A 25152-nucleotide genomic window follows, 5' to 3' on the forward strand; every position below is an offset into this window, starting at 1 on the left:
AGAGGCTAGTTTTGTCCGTCTGTTAGCAAATCGTCGAGCAGTTCATCCACGCTAACAGTGCAGCAAGGGGAGGGGTCTATGTTATACGACTCAAAGTTAGAAAAAGAAAATTGTGGCTTTGGCTTAATAGCCCAAGTTAATGGTCAAGCTAGTCATAGGCTTATTCGTACTGCTATTACGGGGCTTGATCGCATGCAGCACCGTGGCGGTATATCTGCCGATGGTAAAACAGGTGATGGCTGTGGTTTATTATTACAAAAACCAGATAGCTTTTTCCGTGCTATTGCTAGTGAACATAACTGGCACTTAGGCAAAAACTACGCAGTGGGTATGATATTTTTAAATTCAGACCCTGTTTTAGCGCAAGCTGCAAAACAAATACTTAGCGAAGAATTAGAAAAAGAAACGTTAAATATTTTAGGTTGGCGCGTTGTGCCAACCGACCCATCTATGTTGGGTCCTATTGCTGTACAGCAATTACCAGGTTTTGAACAAATTTTTGTTAGCGCGCCAGAAGGTTGGCGTTCTAAAGACTTAGAGCGTCGCTTATATGTAGCACGCCGCCGCGCTGAAAAGCGCATTGTTGATGACGAAGCTTTCTATATCGCAAGTTTATCTGGTTTGGTAACTATCTATAAAGGCTTAATGATGCCTGCAGATTTACCAAATTTTTACCTGGATTTAGCTGATATTCGTATGACGAGTGCGATTTGTGTTTTCCATCAGCGCTTTTCTACTAATACTCAGCCGCGTTGGCCTTTAGCTCAACCTTTCCGCTATTTAGCACACAATGGTGAAATTAATACTATTGAAGGTAACCGCCAGTGGGCACGCGCACGTTCATATAAGTTTGCGTCACCGCTTATTCCTGATTTACAAAGCGCAGCGCCGTTTGTAAACGAAACCGGTTCTGATTCATCAAGCCTAGATAATATGCTTGAGCTATTTTTAGCTGGTGGCATGGATTTATTCCGCGCTATGCGTATGCTCGTGCCACCTGCATGGCAGAAAAACCGTGCAATGGACGACGATTTACGTGCATTTTACGACTTTAACTCTATGCATATGGAACCATGGGATGGCCCGGCAGGTATTGTTATGTCGGATGGTCGTTTTGCGGCTTGTAACCTTGACCGTAATGGACTTCGCCCAGCGCGTTATGTAATTACACAAGATGGCTTTATTACGCTTGCATCAGAAGTGGGTATTTGGGATTACACTGCCGATGAAGTGGTTGAAAAAGGCCGTGTTGGTCCAGGTGAATTATTAGTTATTGATACTAAGCTTGGCAAAATTTGGCACTCAGATGAAATCGATCAAGATTTAAAGTCTCGCCATCCTTACAAGTCATGGCTTGAAGAGAACGTTAAACGTTTAGTACCATTTGAAGAGCTTACTGAGCAAGACGCCGGTAATCGCTCATTTGATGACGAAACGCTAGCTAAATATCAAAAAATGTTTGGTTATACCAACGAAGAGCTTGATAGTGTTATTCGTGTAATGGGTGAAAACGGCCAAGAAGCAACCGGCTCAATGGGTGATGACACGCCATTTGCTGTGCTTAGTGAAGGGCATCGTTCGCTTTATGATTACTTCCGCCAAAAATTTGCGCAAGTAACAAACCCACCTATCGATCCACTGCGTGAAAATCATGTAATGTCACTTGCGACATGTATTGGTAGTGAGCAAAACGTATTTAACGAAACAACAGGCCACGCTAAGCGCCTACAGTTTGATACGCCAATTTTAATGTACGCAGACATGCAGCAGCTATTAAATGCTGATGAAGCGCATTACAGCTACTGTAAAATTGATATTACCTACACAGTTGAAGAAGGTTTAGAAAATGCGGTAACGCGTATTTGTGACCAAGCACAAGAAAAAGCAGCCGCTGGTTGTATCATGCTTATTTTAACTGACCGTAACTTTGATGAAGCAAATTTGCCGATTCCAGCAGCTATGGCTGTAGGTGCGGTACAAAAACGATTAGTTGATAACAATCTTCGCTGTGAATCAAACATTATCATTGAAACCGGTAGCGTGCGTGATGCGCATCAGTTTGCTGTGTTATTAGGCTTTGGTGCTACGGCAATTTATCCATACCTTGCGTATGAATCGTTAGTTGCGATGAGCGACAGCAAAATTATTAATAAGTCGTATTGCGAAGTAACTCTTGCTTACCGTAAAGCCATTAACAAGGGCTTATACAAAATCATGTCTAAAATGGGCATAAGTACGGTTGCGTCATATCGCTGCTCAATGTTGTTTGAAGCGGTTGGTTTATCTGACGCTATTGTACAAATGTGCTTTAAAGGTGTGGCAAGTCGCATACAGGGCGCATGCTTTACCGACTTTGATGACGATCAGCAAAGCTTACACAAACTCGCTCTAAGTAAGCGTAAATTATTAAGCCACGGCGGCTTGTTTAAGTACGTACATGGCGGCGAGTATCATGCTTATAATCCTGATGTAATCCAAACCCTGCAAGAAGCAGTTCGTTCTGGTGAATATAGTGATTACAGTGAATATGCAAAACTTGTTAATACGCGTCCTATTGCCACTTTACGTGACATGCTTGCGCTTAAAATTCCAGAGCAAGGCATTAGCATCGATGATGTAGAGCCTGCAGAAAACCTATACAAGCGTTTCGATTCAGCAGCAATGAGTATTGGTGCATTATCGCCAGAAGCGCATGAGGCTCTAGCAATTGCAATGAACCGCTTAGGTGGTTGTTCAAACTCTGGTGAAGGCGGTGAAGATAAGCTGCGTTATGGTACCGAGAAAAACTCGCGTATTAAGCAAGTCGCTTCAGGTCGATTTGGCGTAACGCCGCATTACTTACGCAGTGCTGACGTTATTCAAATTAAAGTAGCGCAAGGTGCAAAACCAGGCGAAGGCGGACAATTACCGGGTGAAAAAGTAACCCCGTATATTGCTAAGCTTCGTTATTCTGTTCCAGGTGTTACATTAATTTCGCCACCACCACATCACGATATTTACTCAATTGAAGATTTAGCACAGCTAATTTTCGATTTGAAACAAGTAAACCCTAAAGCACTTATTTCTGTAAAACTGGTTTCAGAACCAGGCGTAGGAACCATTGCAACGGGTGTTGCTAAAGCGTATGCCGATTTAATTACTATTTCTGGCTACGACGGCGGTACAGGCGCAAGCCCACTTACTTCAGTTAAATATGCAGGTAGCCCATGGGAACTAGGACTTGCAGAAACGCAGCAAGCCCTTGTTGAAAATGGACTGCGTCATCGTATTCGCTTGCAAACAGATGGTGGCTTAAAAACGGGTTTAGATATAATTAAAGCGGCAATTTTAGGTGCAGAAAGTTTTGGCTTTGGTACCGGCCCAATGGTTGCGCTTGGTTGTAAATACTTACGAATTTGCCATTTAAATAACTGTGCGACCGGTGTTGCAACACAAGACGAAACACTTCGTCAAAAGCATTACCACGGCTTACCAGAAATGGCGATGAACTACTTTAAGTTTATAGCGCAAGAAGCACGTGAAATCATGGCAAGCTTGGGTGTTGTAAATTTAACTGATTTAATCGGTCGTTTAGATTTGCTTGAAGCAATTGAAGGCAAAACAGCAAAACAGAAGAAAATTGATTTATCGTCTGTTTTAGCTCAGCCAAATAACCCAACTGGCGAAACGCTTTATTGTAGCGCGCCAAATAGCTCGCATTACTTAGGTAAGTTAAACGAAAGTTTGCTTGCTAAAGCACAAGAGGCAATTGATGCTTCAAGCGGTATTTCACTAGTAAGTCGTATTTGTAATACGGACAGATCGGTAGGTGCAATGCTTTCTGGCTATATTGCCGATAAATATGGCAACCAAGGTATGGCGGCAGATCCTGTAGCAATTGAGCTACACGGTACTGCCGGTCAATCATTTGGTGTGTGGAATGCCGGTGGCCTTGAAATGACACTGGTTGGCGATGCAAACGATTACGTAGGTAAAGGCATGGCGGGCGGTAAGCTAGTTATTCGTCCACCACTTGGCTCTTCGTTCGAAAGTCACAAAGCCACAATTGCAGGCAACACATGTTTATACGGTGCAACAGGCGGCAAGCTGTTTGCTGCAGGTTGTGCAGGCGAGCGTTTTGCAGTACGTAACTCAGGTGTGCAAGCGGTTGTTGAAGGTGTAGGTGACAACTGTTGTGAATACATGACGGGCGGCGTTGTATGTGTACTGGGCAATGTAGGCGTTAACTTTGGCGCGGGTATGACAGGTGGTTTTGCTTATATTTTAGATGAGCGAAATGATTTTGAAAAACGCATTAATCCAGAGCTTGTCGAAATAGTAACGCTTGATGAATTAACATCGCATCAAGAGCATTTACGTGGATTGATAGCTGAGCACTTAGAGCTTACAGGTTCATGCAGAGCAGAAAGTATTTTGGCTAACTTTGAATTGTACTTACCTATGTTTAAATTAGTTAAGCCAATCTCAAGTGACGTAAAAAGTTTACTCGGGCATCGCGCTCGCAGTAGTGCCGAACTACGTGTTCAGGCGCAATAAGGGGGCAGTATGAGCGAAAATGTATATCAATTTATAGACGTGCAGCGTGTAGATCCACGCAAAAAACCAATCTCGTCACGTAAAAAATCTTTCGTAGAAATTTACGAACCCTTTTCAGAGAATCAGGTTAACTCACAAGCTGACCGTTGTTTAGATTGTGGTAACCCATACTGTGAGTGGAAATGTCCAGTACATAACTACATTCCACAATGGTTAAAGTTAATACGCACGGGCCGTATTATAGAGGCGGCTGAGCTTTCTCATCGTACAAATAGCTTACCAGAGGTTTGTGGGCGTGTTTGCCCACAAGACCGCTTGTGTGAAGGCTCGTGTACGCTCGATGAAGAGTTTGGTGCTGTTACAATTGGTAATATTGAAAAATACATTACTGATGAGGCATTTAAAATGGGCTGGAAGCCTGATATGTCTTATGTAACATGGACTGACAAAAAAGTAGCCATTATTGGTGCGGGCCCTGCAGGTTTAGGGTGTGCTGATATTTTGGTGCGCAACGGTGTTAAACCCGTGGTGTTTGATCGTCACCCAGAAATAGGTGGACTACTCACATTTGGTATTCCTTCTTTTAAACTTGAAAAATCAGTAATGCAAAAGCGCCGTGAAATTTTCACTGAAATGGGCGTAGAATTTAAGTTAAATGTTGAAGTAGGTGTTGATATTACACTTGATCAAATTTTAGCTGATTACGACGCTGTGTTTTTAGGGGTTGGTACGTATCAGAGTATGCGTGCAGGTCTTGAAAATGAAGATGCAGCGGGTGTTCACGATGCATTGCCGTTTTTGATTGGTAACACGAACCGTGTAATGGGCTACGACGAGACAAAACAACCGTGTATTGATATGGCTAATCAAAAAGTAGTTGTACTTGGCGGTGGTGATACAGCGATGGACTGTGTGCGTACGTCTATTCGACAAAATGCTGCAAAAGTAACGTGTGCTTATCGTCGTGATAAAGAAAATATGCCAGGCTCTAAACGTGAAGTTAAAAACGCGAAAGAAGAAGGCGTTATATTTACGTATAACGTTCAGCCTAAAGGCATTGTATTGAACGATAAAGGTAAAGTGACCGGCGTTAAAATGGTTAAAACTAAATTAGGCGAACCTGACGCAAAAGGCAGAAGCCGTGCTGAAGAAGTACCTGGTTCAGAACATGTTATTGAAGCTGATCAAGTTATTATGGCGTTTGGTTTCCAACCTCACAAAATGGATTGGTTAGAAAAATACGATGTAGAAATAAACAACTGGGGCGGTATTAACGCACCAGAACAAGGTGAGTTTACACATCAAACTACTAACCCTAAAATATTTGCTGGTGGCGACATTGTACGTGGTTCAGATTTAGTGGTAACTGCTATTTTTGAAGGACGTAACGCTGCAGAAGGTATTATGGATTACTTAAAAGTTTAATTTTTCGTGTTAAAATAACGATATTTAAAGCAAGCCAAGTGGCTTGCTTTTTTATTTGTTTTATCCAAATGTAATGTCAACGTAATTAGTGACAAATGGGGCTATATTTATACCACCTTTTGTATGGCTTTCTTGAACAACACCTTTTGTTAGTAACTTCATGTAGAAACCTTATATAGTAACTTTCAGAGAAACTGCTTTGTTATTATGGGTTGTTCTTTCTAAGCCAAATGCGATTTCTTTGGGTATCTACTAAGCGGCTTTCAGGGCTCGTTTCATATATATAAACGTTATCGACACTTCTTTCTTCTATGTCGTTTATATACTCTAATACCAATTCGCTTAATTAAGTAATCTATTTTGAAATAACAAAATTATGTCGATAATGAGGCTAAAGTTTCGTTACTTAGGTGTTCTCGGCAATTACCTCTACATTGCTTTGTATTCATGCAGTCGTATCTCGAAAGTTTTAACGCAGTTAGCGCCAAGTTCAATCCTTGAAATTGATTGAGTATTATCGCGGATTGGTATAATGCGTGTATTTTTTTTGTAACGGCACTTTTATTGATTAATGTGTTGTTTACTCGGTCCAGGCACAATTCATAGAATAGTTACTACCATCTTTAACTATGCAGGTTTAAATTATTTTTTGACTACCAGTCAGTTCGATTATTGCAGGAATAAAAGGGCGTACTTATATAATTTAGCAAATGGTATTAGTGCCAAGCAATTTAATATCGTAAAAATGTACTTACCTGAGATAAATGCAAGAGGCTAAAAATATGTGCACAATTGTCAGTGCTAATTACTAACCTTAATAGTTGATTTAAATATAAAGTAGGTTCATTATTGCACGCTGTTTACGGTTTGCTTACTTTATATCTATAAGTTTGCTTTTATACATTAATAAATAAATAGAAATTATGTACGAATATTCAAACAATTTAGAAAGGAAGCTCATTGTTCGGTTCTTTTCCTCAATAGGCTTTATAGCAACGTTTTCGATGGCTAGCTTAGCATTTATTAACAGCAGCTATTTATTAGCATTTACTTTGGTTGTTTCTTCGTTTGTTTACTTATCGGCGTTTAATATAGGCAGAGGTGTAGAGAAGTCTGCAACTGTAATTTTATATAACCTGTATGCACTGATGTTTTATCTGGTACTTACAGGAGGAGCACAAGGTACAGGGCCTATATGGATATTTATAGTGTCTCCTGTTACTTATTCAATTCGAGGGCTTAAACGAGGGACGTTTGATATTATTTTATTTTTATCGGCGATTGTTCTCGGTTTCTATTGCGCTGATACATTTAATATATATGACTACAATCCTGAGCAGTTTCCAGTCAGAATCATACTCGCTTTTATAATTGTTGCATCGCTGAGTGGTTATTACGAATTTTCAAGAGAAAAATACAGCAGTAAATTAATTGCTTTAAGCCAAAAAAATGAATTTTTAGCAACTATAGATCCACTCACTAATCTGCCAAACCGTCGTTTCACTATGAATAAGCTTATAGCTTTTAAAAATGAGCTTAAAAATAATAATATTCCATTTGTAATACTATTAGCTGATGTAGATAATTTTAAAAAAATTAATGATCAATTCGGCCATGATTTTGGCGATGAAGCTCTTATCCATTTAGCCAAAACATTTGAAAATAATATTCCGCAAAATGCGATTGCTTCACGTTGGGGCGGTGAGGAGTTTTTAATTGTGATTCCAAATGTAACCGTTGATGAGGGCGAGCTCGTTGCAGAAAAAATCCATAATGCCCTTAAAGCTTCAGCTGTAAGCTTATTTTCAGATAGTGTAAATATAACGCTAAGTATTGGCATCACAGCTGCAAACGCTGAGCGCTCAATTGACCTAGATATTAAGCATGCTGATGAACTACTTTATAAAGCAAAAGAGCAAGGTAAAAACAGAACGTGCTCTTTTTAAATGTTTATTTACTTTAATCCATTGAAAACGAATCAAGGGATGGCCTTATTTTAGCCTTTCTGCGTTTTAAGCTCATGTAGCATATTACAATACACGCAATCTGCATTGTAATTAAAACCCAATAACTAACACCTAAATCACTTAGTCCATTTATTTTTTCGCTAGTAAAGTAATAGGCCACAACGATTAGTTGAAAAACTAAAAAGCTATTTAAAAACTTAAATAAACGTTGTTTAAAACAAGTATGTTTATATTTACTAAATATAATTAAACAGGTGCTTAGTACTAATAACAACCAACTTAAAATTATACAAAAATCAACTAAAGTACTGTGCATTATTTAATCCTTGAAGACGTTATTTACTAACACATTAGGCGTGAGCCATTATTAGTTCTTTAGCATTTGCTTTAGCTGTTTTGCTTATGTTATCGCCGCCAAGTAAACGGGCTATTTCATTAATACGGCCATCTTTATTTAAAGGCAGCATATGAGTAAACGTTTCGCCTTGTGCTATTTCTTTAGCTACAAAAAATTGCTGATGTGCACTACTGGCAACTTGCGGTAAATGAGTAACACAAATTACTTGAGTTGATTTACCTAATTGGCGTAATAACTTACCTACAGCAGATGCCGTTGGGCCAGAAATACCTACATCAACTTCATCAAAAATAAGTGTTGGGGTTGTTACTTTTTGGGCAATAATTACCTGTATAGCAAGACTTATACGAGAAAGCTCACCACCTGATGCTACTTTAGCTAATGGCTGAAGTGGTTGCCCTGGATTAGTTGATACTAAAAACGAGACATTATCAAAGCCTAGGCTGTTTGGTGTACGATTACTCTCTTGAGTTAAGGCTATTTCAAAAACACCGTTTTCCATTGATAAATTAGCCATGCTTTCACTTATTAGTGTGTTAAGTGTATTAGCATACTCGCAGCGGCTTTTACTTAATTCATCAGCAGTTTGCTTGTAACTAAGTAACGCGCTTTCTATTTCTGACTCAAGCTGCTCCAGACGATTACTATTATTACTTATTGACTCAAGTTCTTGAGCAATCGATTGATGAAACTCAACTAACTGCTGTGGTTTTATATGATGCTTACGCGCTAAATCCATCGCTCCACTTAGCCTATTTTCTACTTCAACTAAGCGTGCCGGGTCTAAATCTGCTTGCTCAGTGTAATTGCGCACTTCGCGGCTTGCTTCTTCAACTTGTACAGCGGCTTCGCTAAGCATAGCAGCTACGCTTGCTAAACTTTCGTCATATTGAGCCAGTTCGGTAAATTGTTGAGCGCTGTGCTGTAGTAATGAGCAAGCGTTTTGCTCATCACTTTCATATAAGTGTTGTAACTCACGTTGGCACGATTCTAATATTGTTTGGCTATTGCTTAGTTTGTAATGCTCAGCCTCAATTAAATCAAACTCATTTTCTTGTAATGCAAATTCATCAAGCTCAGCAACTTGATACTCTAACAATTGTTTTTGCGCTGCTTGTTGCTGCTGTTGTTGTTCTAAGTGTTTAAATTCTTTTTGTAAGTTAGCAAACTGTTTATAGTTTTTATTTACTGAGTTTACTAAGTGGTGATGCCCTGCATAGGCATCTAAAAGCTGTAACTGATGCTCTGCTTTTAATAAATATTGGTGGGCATGTTGTCCATGAATAGATATTAAATATTGACCAAGTTCTTTTAATTGTGATGCGGTAACTGCACTACCATTAATATAGCTTTTACTACGGCCATTTTTACAAACAACACGACGTAATAAGCACTCGTTGTCAGAAGTGCTTAGCATATGTTGCTCTAAAAATGCTTGAGCGAGTGGTAGATCTGTTAAGTCAAATTGTGCACATACTTCTGCTTTATCAGAGCTTGGGCGAACTGCTGATGCTTCAGCGCGCTCACCTAAGCATAGCGATAGGGCATCAATAGCAATAGATTTACCAGCACCTGTCTCACCTGTGATCGCAGTCATACCGCTGCGCCATTCGGTGCTTAAATTACTTACGATTGCAAAATTTTTAACTTCTAAACCAATTAACATACTGTTTATCCATCCAGTCAATTAACTGTTAATTTATACAGTGTTTTGGTTTTTTGCAAATTAATTTTTTATTATTTACGCAACACTTACATCTTGAGTAAACTGTGTATCGGAAGTTTGGGAAGATGCATCAATTTGATCATCAACAATATCAGTAGGTTGTATACTCTCTTCGGTTTTAAGCAGAGCAATGAGGGGAGGTAATGTATTAATATAAAAACTCTTATTGTACAAAATTCCTTGCTGGGGCAACTCAGATACAAAGTACTGTATATTATCGATCAATGGTTGAATTATATTTGTTTGATTGGTTTTAATTAACTCGTTGGACAACGTATTAATTAGTAGGTCGGCGGTATCTTCAAGCTGTTGCAAGTTCTCGTCTGTATGTGATTGAACAACAAAAAAATTATTTACAATAGCTTGAATGCGAGGAACGTATTTTGGGCGAATTATTTTAGCATCAAGTAGATCATTAAGCTTTGCTTTAAGGCGCGTATTTACATGCGAAACACGTTCATTAAATAGCTTTTTTCTAGCTTCTATCGCTTTTTTACGGTTACTCTCAATTTTGAGGTAACTGTATAAAAGTGTAATTAATAGCAGTAAAGCAAAGAATACTACATAAGTCATTGCTACTCGTTCCTAAATTAGTTGATTATTATTTTAAGTCGCCATTTTGCTTTATAGTACTAAATTTGGCAATAAAATTAGTACAAACGACTACCCCAATTCAGTTTTGTACGTAAAACGTTGTAGTACGAGTAATTTTTTGGATGAATTAAGCGCAATTGTTTATCCGCTTTTTTAATTACTACCTCATCGCCGGGTAATACGGCAAGCACAACATGGCTGTCGCAACTTACCTGTAGGCTATCTGTATTTTCTAGGCTTAGCTTTAAGCGAACTTCATTATCGGCATCTACCACTAAAGGTCTGCTAGATAAGGTATGAGGAAACATAGGTACTAACGATATAGCATTTAGTTCTGGCGTTAATATTGGACCGCCACCTGAAAGTGAATACGCCGTAGAGCCTGTCGGGGTTGATACTATTAAACCATCGGAGCGCTGAGAAAACACAAAGTCATTATTTATGAAAGCTTCAAATTCAATCATGTGCGCTACTTTATCGGCATGAAGTACCGCTTCGTTAACGGCTGAGTTTGCACTTTTTAATTCGTTGTGGCGATATACTTCTACTTCTAATAAAAAGCGTTTTTCTTCAAGATACTCACCACTGAGTACTTGCTCTAAGCTCGCTTCAAACCCTTCGGGGTTTAAATCAGTTAAAAAACCAAGGTTGCCTCTATTTACACCAATTACAGCAATGTTAAAGCGCGCAAGTACGCGTGCTGCGCCAAGCATGTTACCGTCACCGCCTACAACAATGGCTAAATCGGCTTGTTCACCTAAGTCGACTAACTTAACAAGTTTGTCATGCGGAATATCGTCTAACTGACTCCCTGTGCGTTTTTCTACTATTACCTCAAAGCCAAGCGCAAGTAAAAAGGTATGTAAACGCTGAAGGGTAGCAGCGGCTCCCGGGTGATTAGGTTTGCCAATTAGGCCTATGGTGTTAAAAGGAGAGTCCATAATGTACGCACAAAGAGATTTAATAATAGTAGAGTAACTCAAAACAGAAGTGTTTGAAAATACAGATTATAGCAATACTATAAACCTTCAATTTTATTCGCAGTGAGTTAGCTGCACGACTTGAAAAAGAACTAAACGCCCCGATATCTCTTTCATGCAACAAGATGTAGATACCATGAAACTAAACCCACGAGATCAGCAAATTTTTTCAGCTGTTATGAACATGTACTGTAATGGTGAAGGCTTGCCTGTTCCATCAACAAAAATTGCCAAGCTCAAAGGCATGGCAGTGTGTTCGGCTACGGTTCGTAATGCTATGGCTCGCTTAGAAAAAGTGGGCTTATTGTATTCACCTCATACATCCGCAGGGCGAGTGCCGACAAATGAAGGGTTTGATTATTGGTTTGACGAATTTTTTGTGCTTGCTGATATTGCTAATTATTGGCAACCACAGCAGTCACAACTCGTTGAGCTAGCGCATGGTTTGAGCCAAAAATACCAAGTATGTTGTTGTGTTGGTTTACCTCAAGCCAGTTCACAGCAAGTGTTTAGAGTAGAAGTGCTTGATTTTGATTCTACCGACTGGCTTATTTTATTAATAGATAGGGCAGGGCAGAGTCACAATATTTGTATTGATAAACCTCATGATTCGTCAGACTCTGTTCGTTATCAATTTGCCACGTGGTTGAATACTGTATTTAGCCAACAAACCTTAATGGAAGGTTTGTACCGTATGCAAGCTATGGCAAATACAGCGCCTCGAAATTGTCATGATTCGCTTAATCAATGGACGCGACAACTAAGCCAAAAATTAGGCTCAGATAATAGTATTGTTGTTGGTGAAAATTACCTCTACAAACAAATCGATTGCGAACAAAGTTTAAATATTGGTGTTTCGTTTTTAAATTATGTAGAAGATAAGCTTGCTTTTAAAAATGGTGTATCGGTACTTAATAGCGAAAAATTACCTTTTACTGAGTGCGATGAATTAATTGTAATAAGCGTGCCGTACTTTAAAAATCAAGAATATCAAAGCCGTTTTTGTATAATTTGTCCTAAATCAGCGCAGATTGAAGAAATAATTCAAGAATTTAAATTAATTGAGGCATCTAACTCTTGAATCTTTTTATTCAATCCCCATAATTACCGCAGTTGTAAAGAATTGGAGCACGTATTTTATGTCTGAGCAGACACAAAACCCTGAGCAAGAAGTAGAATTAAACGAAGAAATTTCTAAAATGCAGGCTGATGTAGAAGCAGCAGTAGAAGCCGCTGATCAGCATGCAGAACAAGAACAAAGCCCTGAAGCAGAAATTGCGATGTTATATGCAGAGCTTGAAGCAGCAAAGCAAACAATTGCTGATCAAAAAGACGGCGTTGTTCGTGCCGCAGCAGATGTAGATAATATTCGTCGTCGTGCCGCACAAGATGTAGAAAAAGCGCATAAATTTGCACTAGAAAAATTTGCTAACGAATTGCTACCTGTAATTGATAACCTTGAACGTGCTATTGAATTTTCTGATAAAGAAAATGAGACACTAAAGCCGTTGCTTGAAGGTATCGATATGACGGTTAAGAGCTTTAATGACGCTGTTTCTAAATTTGGTGTTGAAATTGTAAACCCACAAGGTGAGCAGTTTAATCCAGATTTTCATCAAGCAATGTCAATTCAACCAAGTAACGATGTAACACCTAATACAGTACTTGCTGTTATGCAAAAAGGTTACACATTGAATGGTCGTTTATTACGCCCTGCAATGGTTATGGTTTCTAAAGCTGCTGACGCTTAATTAATTTAAGATTATTAGCTTTGATAAAAATGCCTCATATTGAGGCATTTTTTTTGTCTTTTTTATAGTGAATTAGCTGTACGAGCATAGTGAGTAATACAGCACTAAACATTAAACTTGAAAATGGCACTGCGCTTTTTGCGTGCATAATGGCGAGTAGCGGGCCAACTAATGCACCACTACCAAAACGAAGTGTGCCAATTACGGCCGTTGCTGTACCTGTGTTTCTTTCAAACTTCATTAATATTAGCGAATCAGCATTACTTGCAGTGACACCTAAACTCATCATTAATGGCGCAATAGCAGCCACAATATAATAAAGTGATAAGTGCAATAAGCTAAATGTTAACAGCGCAAGCCCCGATACAAACCCACATACAAGCCCAATATAGAGCATTTTTCGAGAGCCCAGCCTTGGTACAATTCGCGTATTTAAAAAGTTACCAAACATCAGCGCCATTACATTAAACGCAAATAACACACCAAATAATTGTTCTGATACTTCATATAAATCCAAATATATAAAAGGTACTGAGGTTAAAAAGCAAAAAAATCCAAACGATACAAACATAGAACTGAGTATATCCGCACGTGCGTCTTTATTACTGAGTACTGTTTTATAGCTATCAAAAAATAGAGCGAGCCCCTTTTTTTCGTTTTTGTGAATAGGAATATCGATTAGATACACTTGCACAAACGCCAATATAAAAAAGCTATACCCAGCAAGCACCAAGAATATGGTTGACCAAACAGAAAACCCTAAAATAAACGAACCAACAGAGGGGGCTACTAACGGTGCTACCATCATGATCATCGACACATACGACATTCCCTTAGCTGTATTTTGCTGATAAATATGGCGAATAATACCTGGTACGACTACGGTAGCTGCAGCTCCCGTAAATGCTTGCACTGCTCTAAGAGTCCAAAACGCATGGATTTCGGTTGTAAATGCGAGTGCAAGTGAGCTTGCGCCAAATAGGGTTAAGCCAATACGTGCGAGCTTACGGCGGCCAATTTGATCGGCAATAGGGCCAAAAAATAACATCCCCAATGAATAACCCGCTAAGTAAATACTCAACGATATTTGTACATTTGGCATATTAGTTTGTAAATCGCTTGCAATTACCAGCATGGCGGGCAAATACATATCAATAGCCAAAGGAGTAATCGCCACGATACTGGCTAATAAAGGCAATAAAATACGGGTATTAAAAGACGAGGCTGAGGCGTCCATGTGTAAACTCAACAATCACTAAAAACAAGGGCTATAGTGTAACAGGGCATTGTATTTGGATAAACTTAGTTTGCCTGCTAAGTTTATCGTCTTATCGCATCTTTTTAGTATAAAGGTATATAAAGCAAATATTTTAAATTGGTACTGTGTTTGCTATTCTACAAGCAATAAAAAATTGATTACTTAAGAGAATTATCATGAAAAAACTAGTACTTGTAGTATTAGCGACAGCCGTTTTAGCCGGTTGTAAAACGTCACCAACAGGACGCACTCAAATAGCGCTTTACTCAGATCAACAAATGAGTGAAATGGGCACTGCTAGTTTTGCAGATATGAAAAAAAACCAACCAATTAATAAAGATGCAAAAACAAATGCATATGTAAATTGCATTGCTGAAAAAGTAGTGGCTGTATTACCAAAAGAATACGCGTCACAAAATTGGGAAGTGGTTGTATTTGAAGATGAATCTGCTAACGCTTTTGCACTACCTGGAGGTTACATTGGGGTTCATACGGGCTTATTAAAAATAGCCACCAATCAAGACCAACTAGCAACAGTGCTAGGGCACGAAGTAGGGCACGTAATTGCTGATCATTCTAATGAGCGTGTTTCACAAAGCTCTATTTTAGATACCGGTATGCAACTTGGTAGTGCAGCACTTGAAATGGGTAACATTCAATACCGTAATGAAATTATGCAGGGTCTAGGCTTAGGCGCACAGTATGGTGTTGTTTTGCCATTTAGCCGTTCGCACGAGTCAGAAGCTGATGAAATTGGCTTAGATTTAATGGCTGAAGCAGGCTTTAATCCACAAGAATCAGTAACCCTTTGGCAAAATATGAGTGCAGCAGGTAGTGGTACAACACCTGAGTTTTTATCAACTCACCCAGCGCCAAGCAGTCGTATTAAAGACTTACAGGCACAAATGAGTAAAGCACTTAGTGAGCAAAGTACAGCTAAAGCACAGGGTAAAAACCCACAATGTAAGTTGTAATACCAACCTGCATAAATCTTTGATCAATTTAACGAATTAAATTTCACTATAACGTCGTTAAAAATTTTTTATTTAGAACAACTAGATACAAAAATTTTTGCCTAGTCCTAGCGTAATTTTCTTAACGTTAAATAGACCCCATATATAAGCAGATTGGTATAATTTAGTTTAATTACTAAATAAAAACCCCTGTGAGTAATTACTTACAGGGGTTTTTGTATTCAGTACTTACCTTTATTTAGTTGTAAGCGCTTTTTGTAATACATTTTTAAAGCGTTCAAAATCTTCAATGTGCGGCAGGTGCCCTAAGTTATCTAGTTCGAATAATTGTGCGTCAGGAATAAGTGTTGCAGCGTGTTTGCCTAATTTATCGTATCGACCAAGCTCGTAATCAACATCATCTTTTTTCCAGTTACGGCCTGGACCGGTTCTATCGCGTGTACCAATAATTAATTTAACCGGCACAGTTAAATCTTTAAATTCGGTTATTACAGGTTGAGTGAAAATCATATCGTATGTTTTTGCATTCACCCATGCCATTTGTTCTTTATCTGGGCCTTGTATTTGTCCTGTTATAAAGTCAGTTAAGGCTGAATATGTTGTATTCCACTTACCATCGTAGTAATTTTTTTGCTGATATTTTTTTACACCTTCAGGTGTTTTTGAAAGCTCGTTTTTATAGAAAAAATTAGTATCTTTGTAATCAACATACTGCAAGTAGTTTTCAAGCCCAATAGGGTTTAATAAAATTAGCTTTTTAGTGGCGTTTGGGTACATTAATGTAAAACGACTCGCTAGCATCCCGCCCATAGAGTGCCCAAGTACAATCGACTCTTTAATATTAAGAGAATCTATTAACGCGTGAGTATGATGAGCAAGCGTCGCAAACGAATACTGGTAATTAGTTGGCTTAGACGACTTGCCAAAACCAATTTGATCAGGGATTAATACGCCGTAACCTAAAGATTGCAGACACTGAGCGGTTGTAGTCCAGTAGTCAGCGTTAAAATTTTTGCCATGCATAAGTGTAACTGTAGGCATACCGGCTTTAGTAGGCTTTAAGTAAATATAAGCCATTTTTAATGATTGTTTTTGCGACTCAAGTGCAAAGTAATTTACCTTAAAGTCGTATTCGTAATTGCTTAATAGTGCATCATAAGAAAGGGCGGATGTATCTTGAGAAGTGCCAGCTAAGGCATTGTTTGTTAGTACTAATAATGTAGAGAAACAAATAACTTTAATCGACGACATTCAGTTACTCCTATTAAAGGCGAGCGCTTGGCTTAAAAAGAAGTACAACAATAACTAAGTATTTAAACCTGTTCAATTAAATGTTTTACGTGGACGAAAAAAAGCGAAGCTAAAATAGTGCTTCGCTTATTACTACTGAGTAAAGAGCTGATTGTTGAAGCTTAAAATGTCCACTCAATATGGATTTGTGGTACCGATTCAGTGACTTCAGTACCTAATTTGTTGTGCCAGTATTGTAATTCCATTCCCAGCAGTAGTGTGTTTTCTTTCATTTGAAGGGCGTGACCCATATCCCACACTAAAATAGGCTGTGCTAGTATCCAAGCTTGTACATCGTTACCAAATTCATCTTCACGCTCTGCGATGTATTCAGCGTGGCCTTTAAAGCTAAACTTTTGTGAGCCAATAGTGAAAGGATATTCAAAAGCTACATCAAGCATCCAGCTATTAGTTTCGATAGGTGCGCCGCCTTTTGCTACACCTTCACTATCGTCAATGTAGGCTGTGAACAGCGTTTGAAAAAAGTTAAACCCAGGTACATCCCAGCTTAATTTTACACCTGGTAGATACTTCATTACTTTTGCATCACCAGCAACGTTAATACCGCCCGTTAGGCCAACATCTAATAATGCGCCAGAGCCAATTTGCTTACCAGTGATGGCAGATAAGCTAACCGTTGAGTACCACTCACCATAAAAATCAGCATCTTGGTAACCGTCATCTATATCGTCTTTACTGTAATCAATAAAAAAGAAATTATCGCCGTAGTCATAGCCCGATGCATGTTGAAGCGAGTAAACAGTGGTGTCTGATTCTTGCTCAGTGAATGGATTTTTTTGGCTGCCATTATTTATATGTACTGCTGTACTGCTCCAATTGGCAGCGAAAGCTGACGATGATAAAGCTAGAGAAGTAAGGGTAATAAAAGGGAGTAATTTTTTAAATTTCATAACTGTTTAATAACTATAATTTTAGTGACACGCGGAAGCGGCAATTATAGCAGAAGAGATTGATTTGTTGATCGCTAATTTAACACATGTTGCAGCTTACTTAATAAACTGCAACATGTAATGACTCAATTTATTACGCTTTATTACGGCGCAAACAAATAATAGTAATCGCCGTAAATGCTAAAATAAAACAGTAATAAGAAGACGTTGATACTTCCCACGGGCTTATTTTAAAAGTAGCGCCCAGTAATAAGGCTTGTGCGCCATAAGGCAATGAACCCTGTGTTACACAAGCAAAAATATCTAGCAAACTAGCTGAACGTTTACCGCTTATTTCACCGTCATCTGCTAGTTTTTTAGCAATAGGGCCAGCAACAATAATTGATACGGTATTATTGGCAATACACATATTACTTGTCATAACCAATGCTGCAATACCTAATTGATCGGCCACTTTACGGTGCCATTTTGCGATGATTTTAGTTATGGCTTGAATTTTTTGGGCAATGAAATCAAGGCCACCGTTAATACGAATAAATTCAGATAAGCCACCAATAAACATTGATAGTAAAAATATTTCCTGCATATCGGTAAAGCCTTTGTAAATATCTTTTACAAAGCTTGCGCCTTCATAACTTCCTGTAAAGCCCATTAATGCAGCAAAAATAATACCGCTAAACAACACTACAAATACGTTCAAGCCAGCAACTGCTAACACTAAAATAAAGGCATAAGGAAGTACTAACCAAATATCGTAATCTTTGGTCTCAACTACTTGTGCTGCAGGTGTTAAGTAAAACAACAAGCCAATAGTTAGTATTGCAGCAGGTACTGCAATTTTAAGATTCTCTTTAAACTTGTCTTTCATTTCACAGCCCTGCGTTCGTGTGGCTGCAATAGTGGTGTCGGAAATAATTGATAGGTTATCGCCAAACATAGCGCCAGATACAATCGTACCTGCCATTAATGCTGGATCTATACCGGTTTTAATTGATACCGCATAAGCAATAGGCCCAATGGCACCGATTGTTCCCATTGACGTCCCCATAGCTGTTGATACAACCGCTGCAATTAAAAATAAGCCAGGGAGCAATAACGCAGGAGGAATAAGTGATAATCCAGCATTTACTACCGCATCTACACCACCAGTTGCACTGGCAACGGCAGAAAACGCACCTGCAAGTAAGTAAATTAAACACATGGTAATAATATTGTTGTGTCCGGCACCTTTAATAAAGGTCTCTACACACTCGTTTACTGTGCCTTTATTTAAAATAAACGCAAGCATAATGGCGGGTAATATAGCCACTGGAGCAGGAAGTTGATAAAAAGCGTAGTCAACCCCTTGCGATTGTAAATATAAACCAGAGCCCAAAAATAGTGCTACAAAGGTTAAAAGGGGTAGTAAAGAAAGTATTGCTTTGTTTTTGTTAAATGATGGCTGCATCATAATCCTCGAAACCAGTTAATTTACAACAGCCAAAAATTCCTCTTTTAGCTGAATTTAGCAAATCTACCTACTATGTTAATCATTAACAAAATTAGGAGAGTGCAGCGCCCGCAAGCCAAAGACCAAATCGACGCGAAAGAGAAGTTTAAATGTATAGATGGCTAAAGTAAACTGGTATTGTTATTATTATTAAATTAAAAGGTCACCTGACTATTGCATGACTTTTAGATAATATCTACAAAGTAACGCTATTTTCAGCGATTAATATTTGTCCAACTGCATAAAAATGCCCAAGCGCGTATTTGCAATGCTCCGGATATATACTCAGATTAGTAAAAAACGGATTCAAATTTAAATTAGGTAAAAACAATGACTACAAATCGAATAGGCGTTTTTGGTGCTAATGGCAGAATGGGCTTAGCTCTATTAGAAGCAGCGACAATTAAAGAGCAAACACAACTTACAGGTGCATACGTTCGTAGCAGTTCATCGTTATTAGGTATTAATGTAAATCAAGTAAATAGCGCAGCCGATAACAGTGTTAGCTTTAGCGAAGAAACCACAATAGATAATGTAGATGTTTTAATCGACTTTACGCTTCCCGCTGGTATGAAAAACCATTTAAAAACCGCTGTAGCACAAAAAATCCCTATGGTTATTGGTACAACGGGTTTAACAAGCGACGATATGGCACTTTTACACGATGCCGCTAAGCATATTCCTATTGTGTTTGCTAGAAACTACAGTGTTGGAGTCAATGTATTACTGAACCTTGTGCAAACCGCAGCGACCAAATTTGGTGACGATTTAGATATTGAAATATTTGAAACGCATCATCGTCATAAAATCGATGCGCCATCGGGCACAGCATTAGCCATTGGCGAATCAATTGCACAGGCTAAAGGCTGGGACCACGACGAGGTTGCCGTATACGACCGAAGCCAAGTGGAGACAGCTAAATCGCAAAATGAAATTGGCTATTCAGTGCTAAGAGGGGGCGATATAGTAGGTGAACACACCGCGTACTTCGCCACAATGGGCGAAAGACTCGAATTAACCCATAAAGCAAGTTCAAGAATGACATTCGCTCTAGGTGCTGTAAGGGCTGCAAGCTGGTTGAAAAATAAACCTGTAGGACTTTATGATATGCAAGATGTACTAGATCTGAAGTAGTTTAGTTACTTTTTTAACTGTTTGGGTCTAATTTTGCCTACAGTGACTTGTTTGTAACAATTTACTAAATAATATTAGACCTAAAAGCTAACTTAATGTAATATGCAGCCAATTTGCCAAAAATTACTAAATGCGTGTTTCCAATTATACCCAAGTGGCTAGTAAATCCGGGGTTTCAGTGGGAATAAAAATAGTTTTAGGCAAGAAAAAATGATTGAAGGTTGAATGCTTTACATCTGCATCATTTAAGACTGCGTAAAACAATTTAAGCTCACAAAAATCTGGTTTTGACGATCCCTCTGGGTATTGGCGGGGTGTTAAGCAATTGCTTACTCCCGTTTTTTACTGTTAGGAGGTTTAACTTGACTAAATCCGCTCTGTTAGTCCTAGAAGACGGCACAGTGTTTCGCGGTACTGCAATCGGCGCTGACGGCATGTCAGTCGGTGAAGTAGTATTCAATACGTCTATGACTGGTTATCAAGAAATTTTGACTGATCCATCATACGCGGAACAAATCGTAACTTTGACGTACCCACATATCGGTAATACGGGTACCAACAGCGAAGACGAAGAAGCGAATCAAATTTGGGCTAAAGGCCTAGTGATCCGTGATTTGCCACTGCTAGCAAGTAATTTTCGTAACGAGCAATCGTTAGATGATTACTTAAAAGAACGTAATATTTTAGGTATTGCGGACATCGACACCAGAAAGTTAACTCGAATTTTGCGTGATAAAGGCGCACAAAACGGGTGTATTATTGCTGGCGACGAGCTAGACGAAAATAAAGCGCTACAAGCCGCGCAAGCCGCGCAAGCCTTCCCAGGCTTAAAAGGTATGGATTTAGCAAAAGTTGTCTCAACCAAGGAAAATTTTGAGTGGCGCGAATCAAGCTGGACATTAGGCGAAGGATTTAAAACCCTTGATGCTGCTGATGAAAAGTTTCATGTTGTTGCCTACGACTTCGGTGTAAAGCGTAATATTTTACGTATGCTTGTAGACCGTGGCTGTAAACTTACAGTAGTACCAGCGCAAACCTCTGCCGCTGACGTACTGGCTTTAAACCCTGATGGTATCTTCCTATCTAATGGCCCTGGCGATCCTGAGCCATGTACTTACGCTATTGATGCAATTAAAACCTTTTTAGAAACCGACACACCAATTTTTGGTATCTGTTTAGGTCATCAGTTATTAGCCCTTGCCTCAGGTGCTAAAACAGAAAAAATGAAATTTGGCCACCACGGCGCTAACCACCCAGTTAAAGACCTAGACCGCGATGTAGTTATGATCACAGCTCAAAACCATGGTTTTGCAGCTCAAGAGTCAAGCCTGCCAAGTACGCTTCGTGCCACGCACAAATCGTTATTTGACGGAACGCTTCAAGGTATTCATCGTACAGATAAACCTGCGTTTAGCTTCCAGGGTCACCCTGAAGCAAGCCCTGGTCCGCACGATGCAGCCCCATTATTTGACCACTTCATCGATTTGATGCAAGCGCGTAAACACTAATTTAACTGGAGTAATAATGCCAAAACGTACCGACATAAAAAGCATTCTTATCTTAGGCGCAGGCCCAATTGTAATTGGTCAAGCTTGTGAATTTGACTACTCTGGTGCTCAAGCGTGTAAAGCACTTAGAGAAGAAGGCTACAGAGTTATATTAGTTAACTCAAACCCTGCAACTATCATGACCGACCCTGATATGGCCGATGCAACATACATCGAACCTATTCACTGGGAAGTGGTAGAAAAAATTATTGAAAAAGAAAAGCCAGATGCAGTACTGCCTACAATGGGTGGTCAAACGGCATTAAACTGTGCGCTTGAACTAGACAAGCACGGTGTATTGGCTAAACATGGCGTTGAACTAATTGGTGCAACGGCTGATGCAATCGACAAAGCAGAAAACCGTGAACGCTTTGACGTAGCAATGAAAAATATTGGTCTTGAATGTCCTCGTGCTGAGATTGCTCACTCTATGGATGAAGCCAAAGACATCATAACGCGCATTGGTTTACCATGTATTATCAGGCCTTCTTTTACTATGGGCGGCACCGGCGGCGGTGTGGCGTATAACTTAGAAGAGTTTGAAGAAATTTGTGAACGAGGCTTAGATTTATCGCCAACGAACGAATTACTAATTGATGAATCACTGATTGGTTGGAAAGAGTACGAAACAGAAGTTGTACGTGATAAAAACGACAACTGTATTATTGTTTGTACCATTGAAAACTTTGACCCTATGGGTGTTCACACTGGCGATTCAATCACCGTTGCACCAGCGCAAACGCTAACCGACAAAGAATACCAAATTATGCGTAACGCCTCTATGGCAGTATTACGTGAAATTGGTGTAGAAACTGGTGGTTCTAACGTGCAGTTTGGTATTAATCCTGAAGATGGCCGTATGGTTATCATTGAGATGAACCCACGTGTATCACGTTCATCTGCATTAGCATCAAAAGCAACGGGTTTCCCAATTGCTAAAATTGCAGCAAAACTAGCAGTAGGTTATACGCTTGACGAGCTTCAAAACGACATTACTGGTGGCAAAACTCCCGCGTCTTTTGAGCCTTCGATCGATTACGTTGTTACAAAAATTCCTCGCTTTAACTTTGAAAAATTTGCCGGTGCAAACGACCGTTTAACTACGCAAATGAAATCAGTTGGCGAAGTAATGGCAATTGGTCGTAACCAACAAGAGTCGTTGCAAAAAGCATTACGTGGTCTTGAAGTGGGTGCAACGGGATTTAATCCGATAGTTGCGCTTGATGACCCTAAAGCAAAAGAAAAAATCATTCGTGAACTACGCGAGCCAGGCGCTGAGCGTATTTGGTACATTGCCGATGCAATGCGCCATGGCATGAGTGTTGATGATGTTTACGAACTGACTAAAGTTAACCGCTGGTTCTTAGTACAAATAGAAGACATTTTAAAAGACGAAGCAAAAATAGCGAAAGTAGGCATGGCGGGTTTAAATGCTGACTTCCTACGTAAACTTAAACGTAAAGGCTTTGCAGATCCGCGTATAGCAGAAATTGCAGGTGTATCTGAAGCTGAAATTCGTAAAAAACGTCATTTATTAAACATCGTGCCAGTATACAAACGTGTTGATACGTGCGCTGCAGAATTTAGCTCAGACACTGCTTACATGTACTCAACTTACGATGAAGAGTGTGAAGCTAACCCAACAGATCGTGATAAAATCATGGTTATTGGTGGTGGTCCAAACCGTATCGGTCAAGGTATTGAGTTTGATTACTGTTGTGTACATGCCTCGCTTGCGCTTCGCGAAGACGGTTACGAAACTATTATGGTTAACTGTAACCCTGAAACGGTATCTACCGATTACGATACATCTGACAGGTTATACTTTGAACCAATTACGCTTGAAGACGTACTCGAAATCGTACGTGTTGAAAAGCCAAAAGGCGTTATCGTACAGTACGGTGGTCAAACACCACTTAAGCTAGCGCGTGAGCTTGAAGCCAATGGCGTACCAGTGATTGGTACTTCACCTGATGCGATTGACCGTGCAGAAGACCGCGAACGTTTCCAACAACTTGTTGAGCGTTTAAACTTACTTCAGCCAGAAAATGCAACAGTAACTTCAACCGAAGAAGCCTTACTTAAATCAGTTGAAATTGGCTTCCCGTTAGTAGTACGCCCGTCGTATGTACTAGGCGGTCGTGCGATGGAAATTGTATACGACGAAGATGATTTACGTCGCTACATGACCGAAGCTGTACAAGCATCAAACGAAGCACCTGTATTACTGGATCGTTTCTTAGATAACGCGATTGAAGTTGACGTTGACGCAATTTGTGACGGCGAGCAAGTAATTATCGGCGGTATTATGGAGCACATTGAGCAAGCGGGTGTTCACTCGGGTGACTCAGCCTGTTCATTACCAGCACATTCTTTATCACAAGAAGTGCAAGACGTAATGCGCAAGCAAGTAACCGACATGGCGCTTGAACTTGGTGTTGTTGGCTTGATGAATACACAGTTTGCAGTTAAAGAAGACAAAGTGTACTTAATTGAAGTTAACCCGCGTGCTGCACGTACTGTACCGTTTGTATCAAAAGCAACCGGTGTGGCGCTTGCAAAAGTAGCTGCACGTTGTATGGCTGGGCAGTCTTTAGCAAGCCAAGGTATTACTAAAGAAGTGATCCCTCCTTACTACAGCGTTAAAGAAGTTGTTTTACCATTTGCTAAGTTTCAGGGTGTGGATCCAATCCGTGGTCCTGAGATGCGTTCAACAGGTGAAGTGATGGGTGTTGGTGATACTTTCGCCGAAGCATTCGCAAAAGCACAATTAGGTGCAAGCAACACTTTACCACGCGGTGGTCGCGCGCTATTATCTGTTCGTAATAGCGATAAGCCACGTATTGTTGAATTAGCCAAAATCATGACCGACTTAGGTTTTGAACTTGACGCAACTGGTGGCACGGCACAAGCTCTTGAAGAAGCTGGCATTGAAGTACGACGTGTAAACAAAGTATATGAAGGCCGCCCGCATATTCTTGATTATATCAAGAATAAAGAGTACAGCTATATCGTTAATACCACCGAAGGTCGCCAAGCGATCGAAGATTCGAAGGTGTTACGTCGTGGTGCATTGCAAAATAAAACCAACTATACGACAACCTTGAACGCGGCATTCGCTAACTGTACTGCTAATAAAGCAGATGACCGCAGCAAAGTGACGTCAGTTCAAGAGCTACATCTGCGATTGAACTAAGGAAATGTGCCAAGGC

The 25152-nt window shown here is 39.6% G+C and carries 16 protein-coding genes; 9 read left to right on the forward strand and 7 right to left on the reverse strand.

The genetic code is table 11. From position 1 onward, the window contains the following. The first annotated feature begins 78 nt into the window (after positions 1–78). The 3 genes from gltB to L659_RS0113150 all read left to right on the forward strand — a co-directional run bounded on the left by gltB (position 79) and on the right by L659_RS0113150 (position 7907). Positions 79–4536, forward strand: a complete 4458-nt coding sequence (gltB, locus tag L659_RS0113135) for a glutamate synthase large subunit (RefSeq protein WP_024590835.1) — start codon at positions 79–81, stop codon at positions 4534–4536. Positions 4537–4545: 9 nt separating this feature from the next. Continuing rightward, complete coding sequence (locus L659_RS0113140) at positions 4546–5961, forward strand: FAD-dependent oxidoreductase (RefSeq protein ID WP_007584567.1); 1416 nt, start codon at positions 4546–4548, stop codon at positions 5959–5961. A gap of 923 nt (positions 5962–6884) precedes the next feature. Further along, positions 6885–7907 (forward strand): GGDEF domain-containing protein, encoded by a 1023-nt coding sequence (locus L659_RS0113150; protein ID WP_225913189.1) that lies wholly within the window; start codon positions 6885–6887, stop codon positions 7905–7907. A 371-nt stretch (positions 7908–8278) separates the two neighbouring features. Here L659_RS0113150 and recN read toward each other — a convergent pair whose 3' ends face one another. The 3 genes from recN to nadK form a co-directional block, all read right to left on the reverse strand. Continuing rightward, the gene (recN, locus tag L659_RS0113160) at positions 8279–9952 is read right to left on the reverse strand and encodes a DNA repair protein RecN (RefSeq protein WP_007584560.1); all 1674 of its coding nucleotides are present in this window, start codon (positions 9950–9952) and stop codon (positions 8279–8281) included. 75 nt (positions 9953–10027) lie between these two features. Then, complete coding sequence (locus L659_RS0113165) at positions 10028–10585, reverse strand: hypothetical protein (RefSeq protein ID WP_024590837.1); 558 nt, start codon at positions 10583–10585, stop codon at positions 10028–10030. A 77-nt stretch (positions 10586–10662) separates the two neighbouring features. Then, complete coding sequence (gene nadK, locus L659_RS0113170; RefSeq protein ID WP_004335384.1) at positions 10663–11547, reverse strand: NAD(+) kinase; 885 nt, start codon at positions 11545–11547, stop codon at positions 10663–10665. A 154-nt stretch (positions 11548–11701) separates the two neighbouring features. On the opposite strand from nadK, the gene L659_RS0113175 reads away from it, so the two are divergent. Both L659_RS0113175 and grpE read left to right on the forward strand, forming a co-directional pair. Beyond that, positions 11702–12667 carry an HrcA family transcriptional regulator gene (locus L659_RS0113175; RefSeq protein WP_024590838.1) on the forward strand — a complete coding sequence of 322 codons (966 nt, stop codon included), beginning with the start codon at positions 11702–11704 and terminating at the stop codon, positions 12665–12667. A gap of 58 nt (positions 12668–12725) precedes the next feature. Further along, complete coding sequence (gene grpE, locus L659_RS0113180; RefSeq protein ID WP_007375833.1) at positions 12726–13337, forward strand: nucleotide exchange factor GrpE; 612 nt, start codon at positions 12726–12728, stop codon at positions 13335–13337. A gap of 34 nt (positions 13338–13371) precedes the next feature. Here grpE and L659_RS0113185 read toward each other — a convergent pair whose 3' ends face one another. Continuing rightward, a complete protein-coding gene (locus tag L659_RS0113185; protein WP_024590839.1) occupies positions 13372–14574 on the reverse strand; it encodes a Bcr/CflA family efflux MFS transporter in 1203 nt (400 codons plus the stop codon). A gap of 197 nt (positions 14575–14771) precedes the next feature. Here L659_RS0113185 and L659_RS0113190 point away from each other — a divergent pair, with 197 nt between their 5' ends. Beyond that, complete coding sequence (locus L659_RS0113190) at positions 14772–15569, forward strand: M48 family metallopeptidase (RefSeq protein WP_024590840.1); 798 nt, start codon at positions 14772–14774, stop codon at positions 15567–15569. A 234-nt stretch (positions 15570–15803) separates the two neighbouring features. Here L659_RS0113190 and L659_RS0113195 read toward each other — a convergent pair whose 3' ends face one another. From L659_RS0113195 to L659_RS0113205, 3 genes are all read right to left on the reverse strand, one after another. Beyond that, on the reverse strand, positions 15804–16820 hold the full coding sequence (locus L659_RS0113195; protein ID WP_024590841.1) for an alpha/beta fold hydrolase: 1017 nt from the start codon (positions 16818–16820) through the stop codon (positions 15804–15806). Between the two features lie 161 nt (positions 16821–16981). After that, the gene (locus L659_RS0113200) at positions 16982–17770 is read right to left on the reverse strand and encodes a nucleoside-binding outer membrane protein (RefSeq protein WP_024590842.1); all 789 of its coding nucleotides are present in this window, start codon (positions 17768–17770) and stop codon (positions 16982–16984) included. Between the two features lie 133 nt (positions 17771–17903). Continuing rightward, positions 17904–19217, reverse strand: coding sequence for a Na+/H+ antiporter NhaC family protein (locus tag L659_RS0113205; protein WP_024590843.1), 1314 nt, complete (start codon positions 19215–19217; stop codon positions 17904–17906). 372 nt (positions 19218–19589) lie between these two features. Between L659_RS0113205 and dapB the strand changes: the two genes are divergently transcribed. The 3 genes from dapB to carB all read left to right on the forward strand — a co-directional run bounded on the left by dapB (position 19590) and on the right by carB (position 25136). After that, positions 19590–20393 carry a 4-hydroxy-tetrahydrodipicolinate reductase gene (dapB, locus tag L659_RS0113210; protein WP_024590844.1) on the forward strand — a complete coding sequence of 268 codons (804 nt, stop codon included), beginning with the start codon at positions 19590–19592 and terminating at the stop codon, positions 20391–20393. Positions 20394–20755: 362 nt separating this feature from the next. Beyond that, positions 20756–21901 (forward strand): glutamine-hydrolyzing carbamoyl-phosphate synthase small subunit, encoded by a 1146-nt coding sequence (gene carA / locus L659_RS0113215; RefSeq protein ID WP_024590845.1) that lies wholly within the window; start codon positions 20756–20758, stop codon positions 21899–21901. A gap of 16 nt (positions 21902–21917) precedes the next feature. Then, positions 21918–25136 carry a carbamoyl-phosphate synthase large subunit gene (gene carB / locus L659_RS0113220; RefSeq protein ID WP_010553418.1) on the forward strand — a complete coding sequence of 1073 codons (3219 nt, stop codon included), beginning with the start codon at positions 21918–21920 and terminating at the stop codon, positions 25134–25136. Positions 25137–25152: the final 16 nt, after the last annotated feature.

The sequence above is a fragment of the Pseudoalteromonas sp. S8-8 genome (genome assembly GCF_000497875.1).
Lineage (GTDB): Bacteria > Pseudomonadota > Gammaproteobacteria > Enterobacterales > Alteromonadaceae > Pseudoalteromonas > Pseudoalteromonas arctica.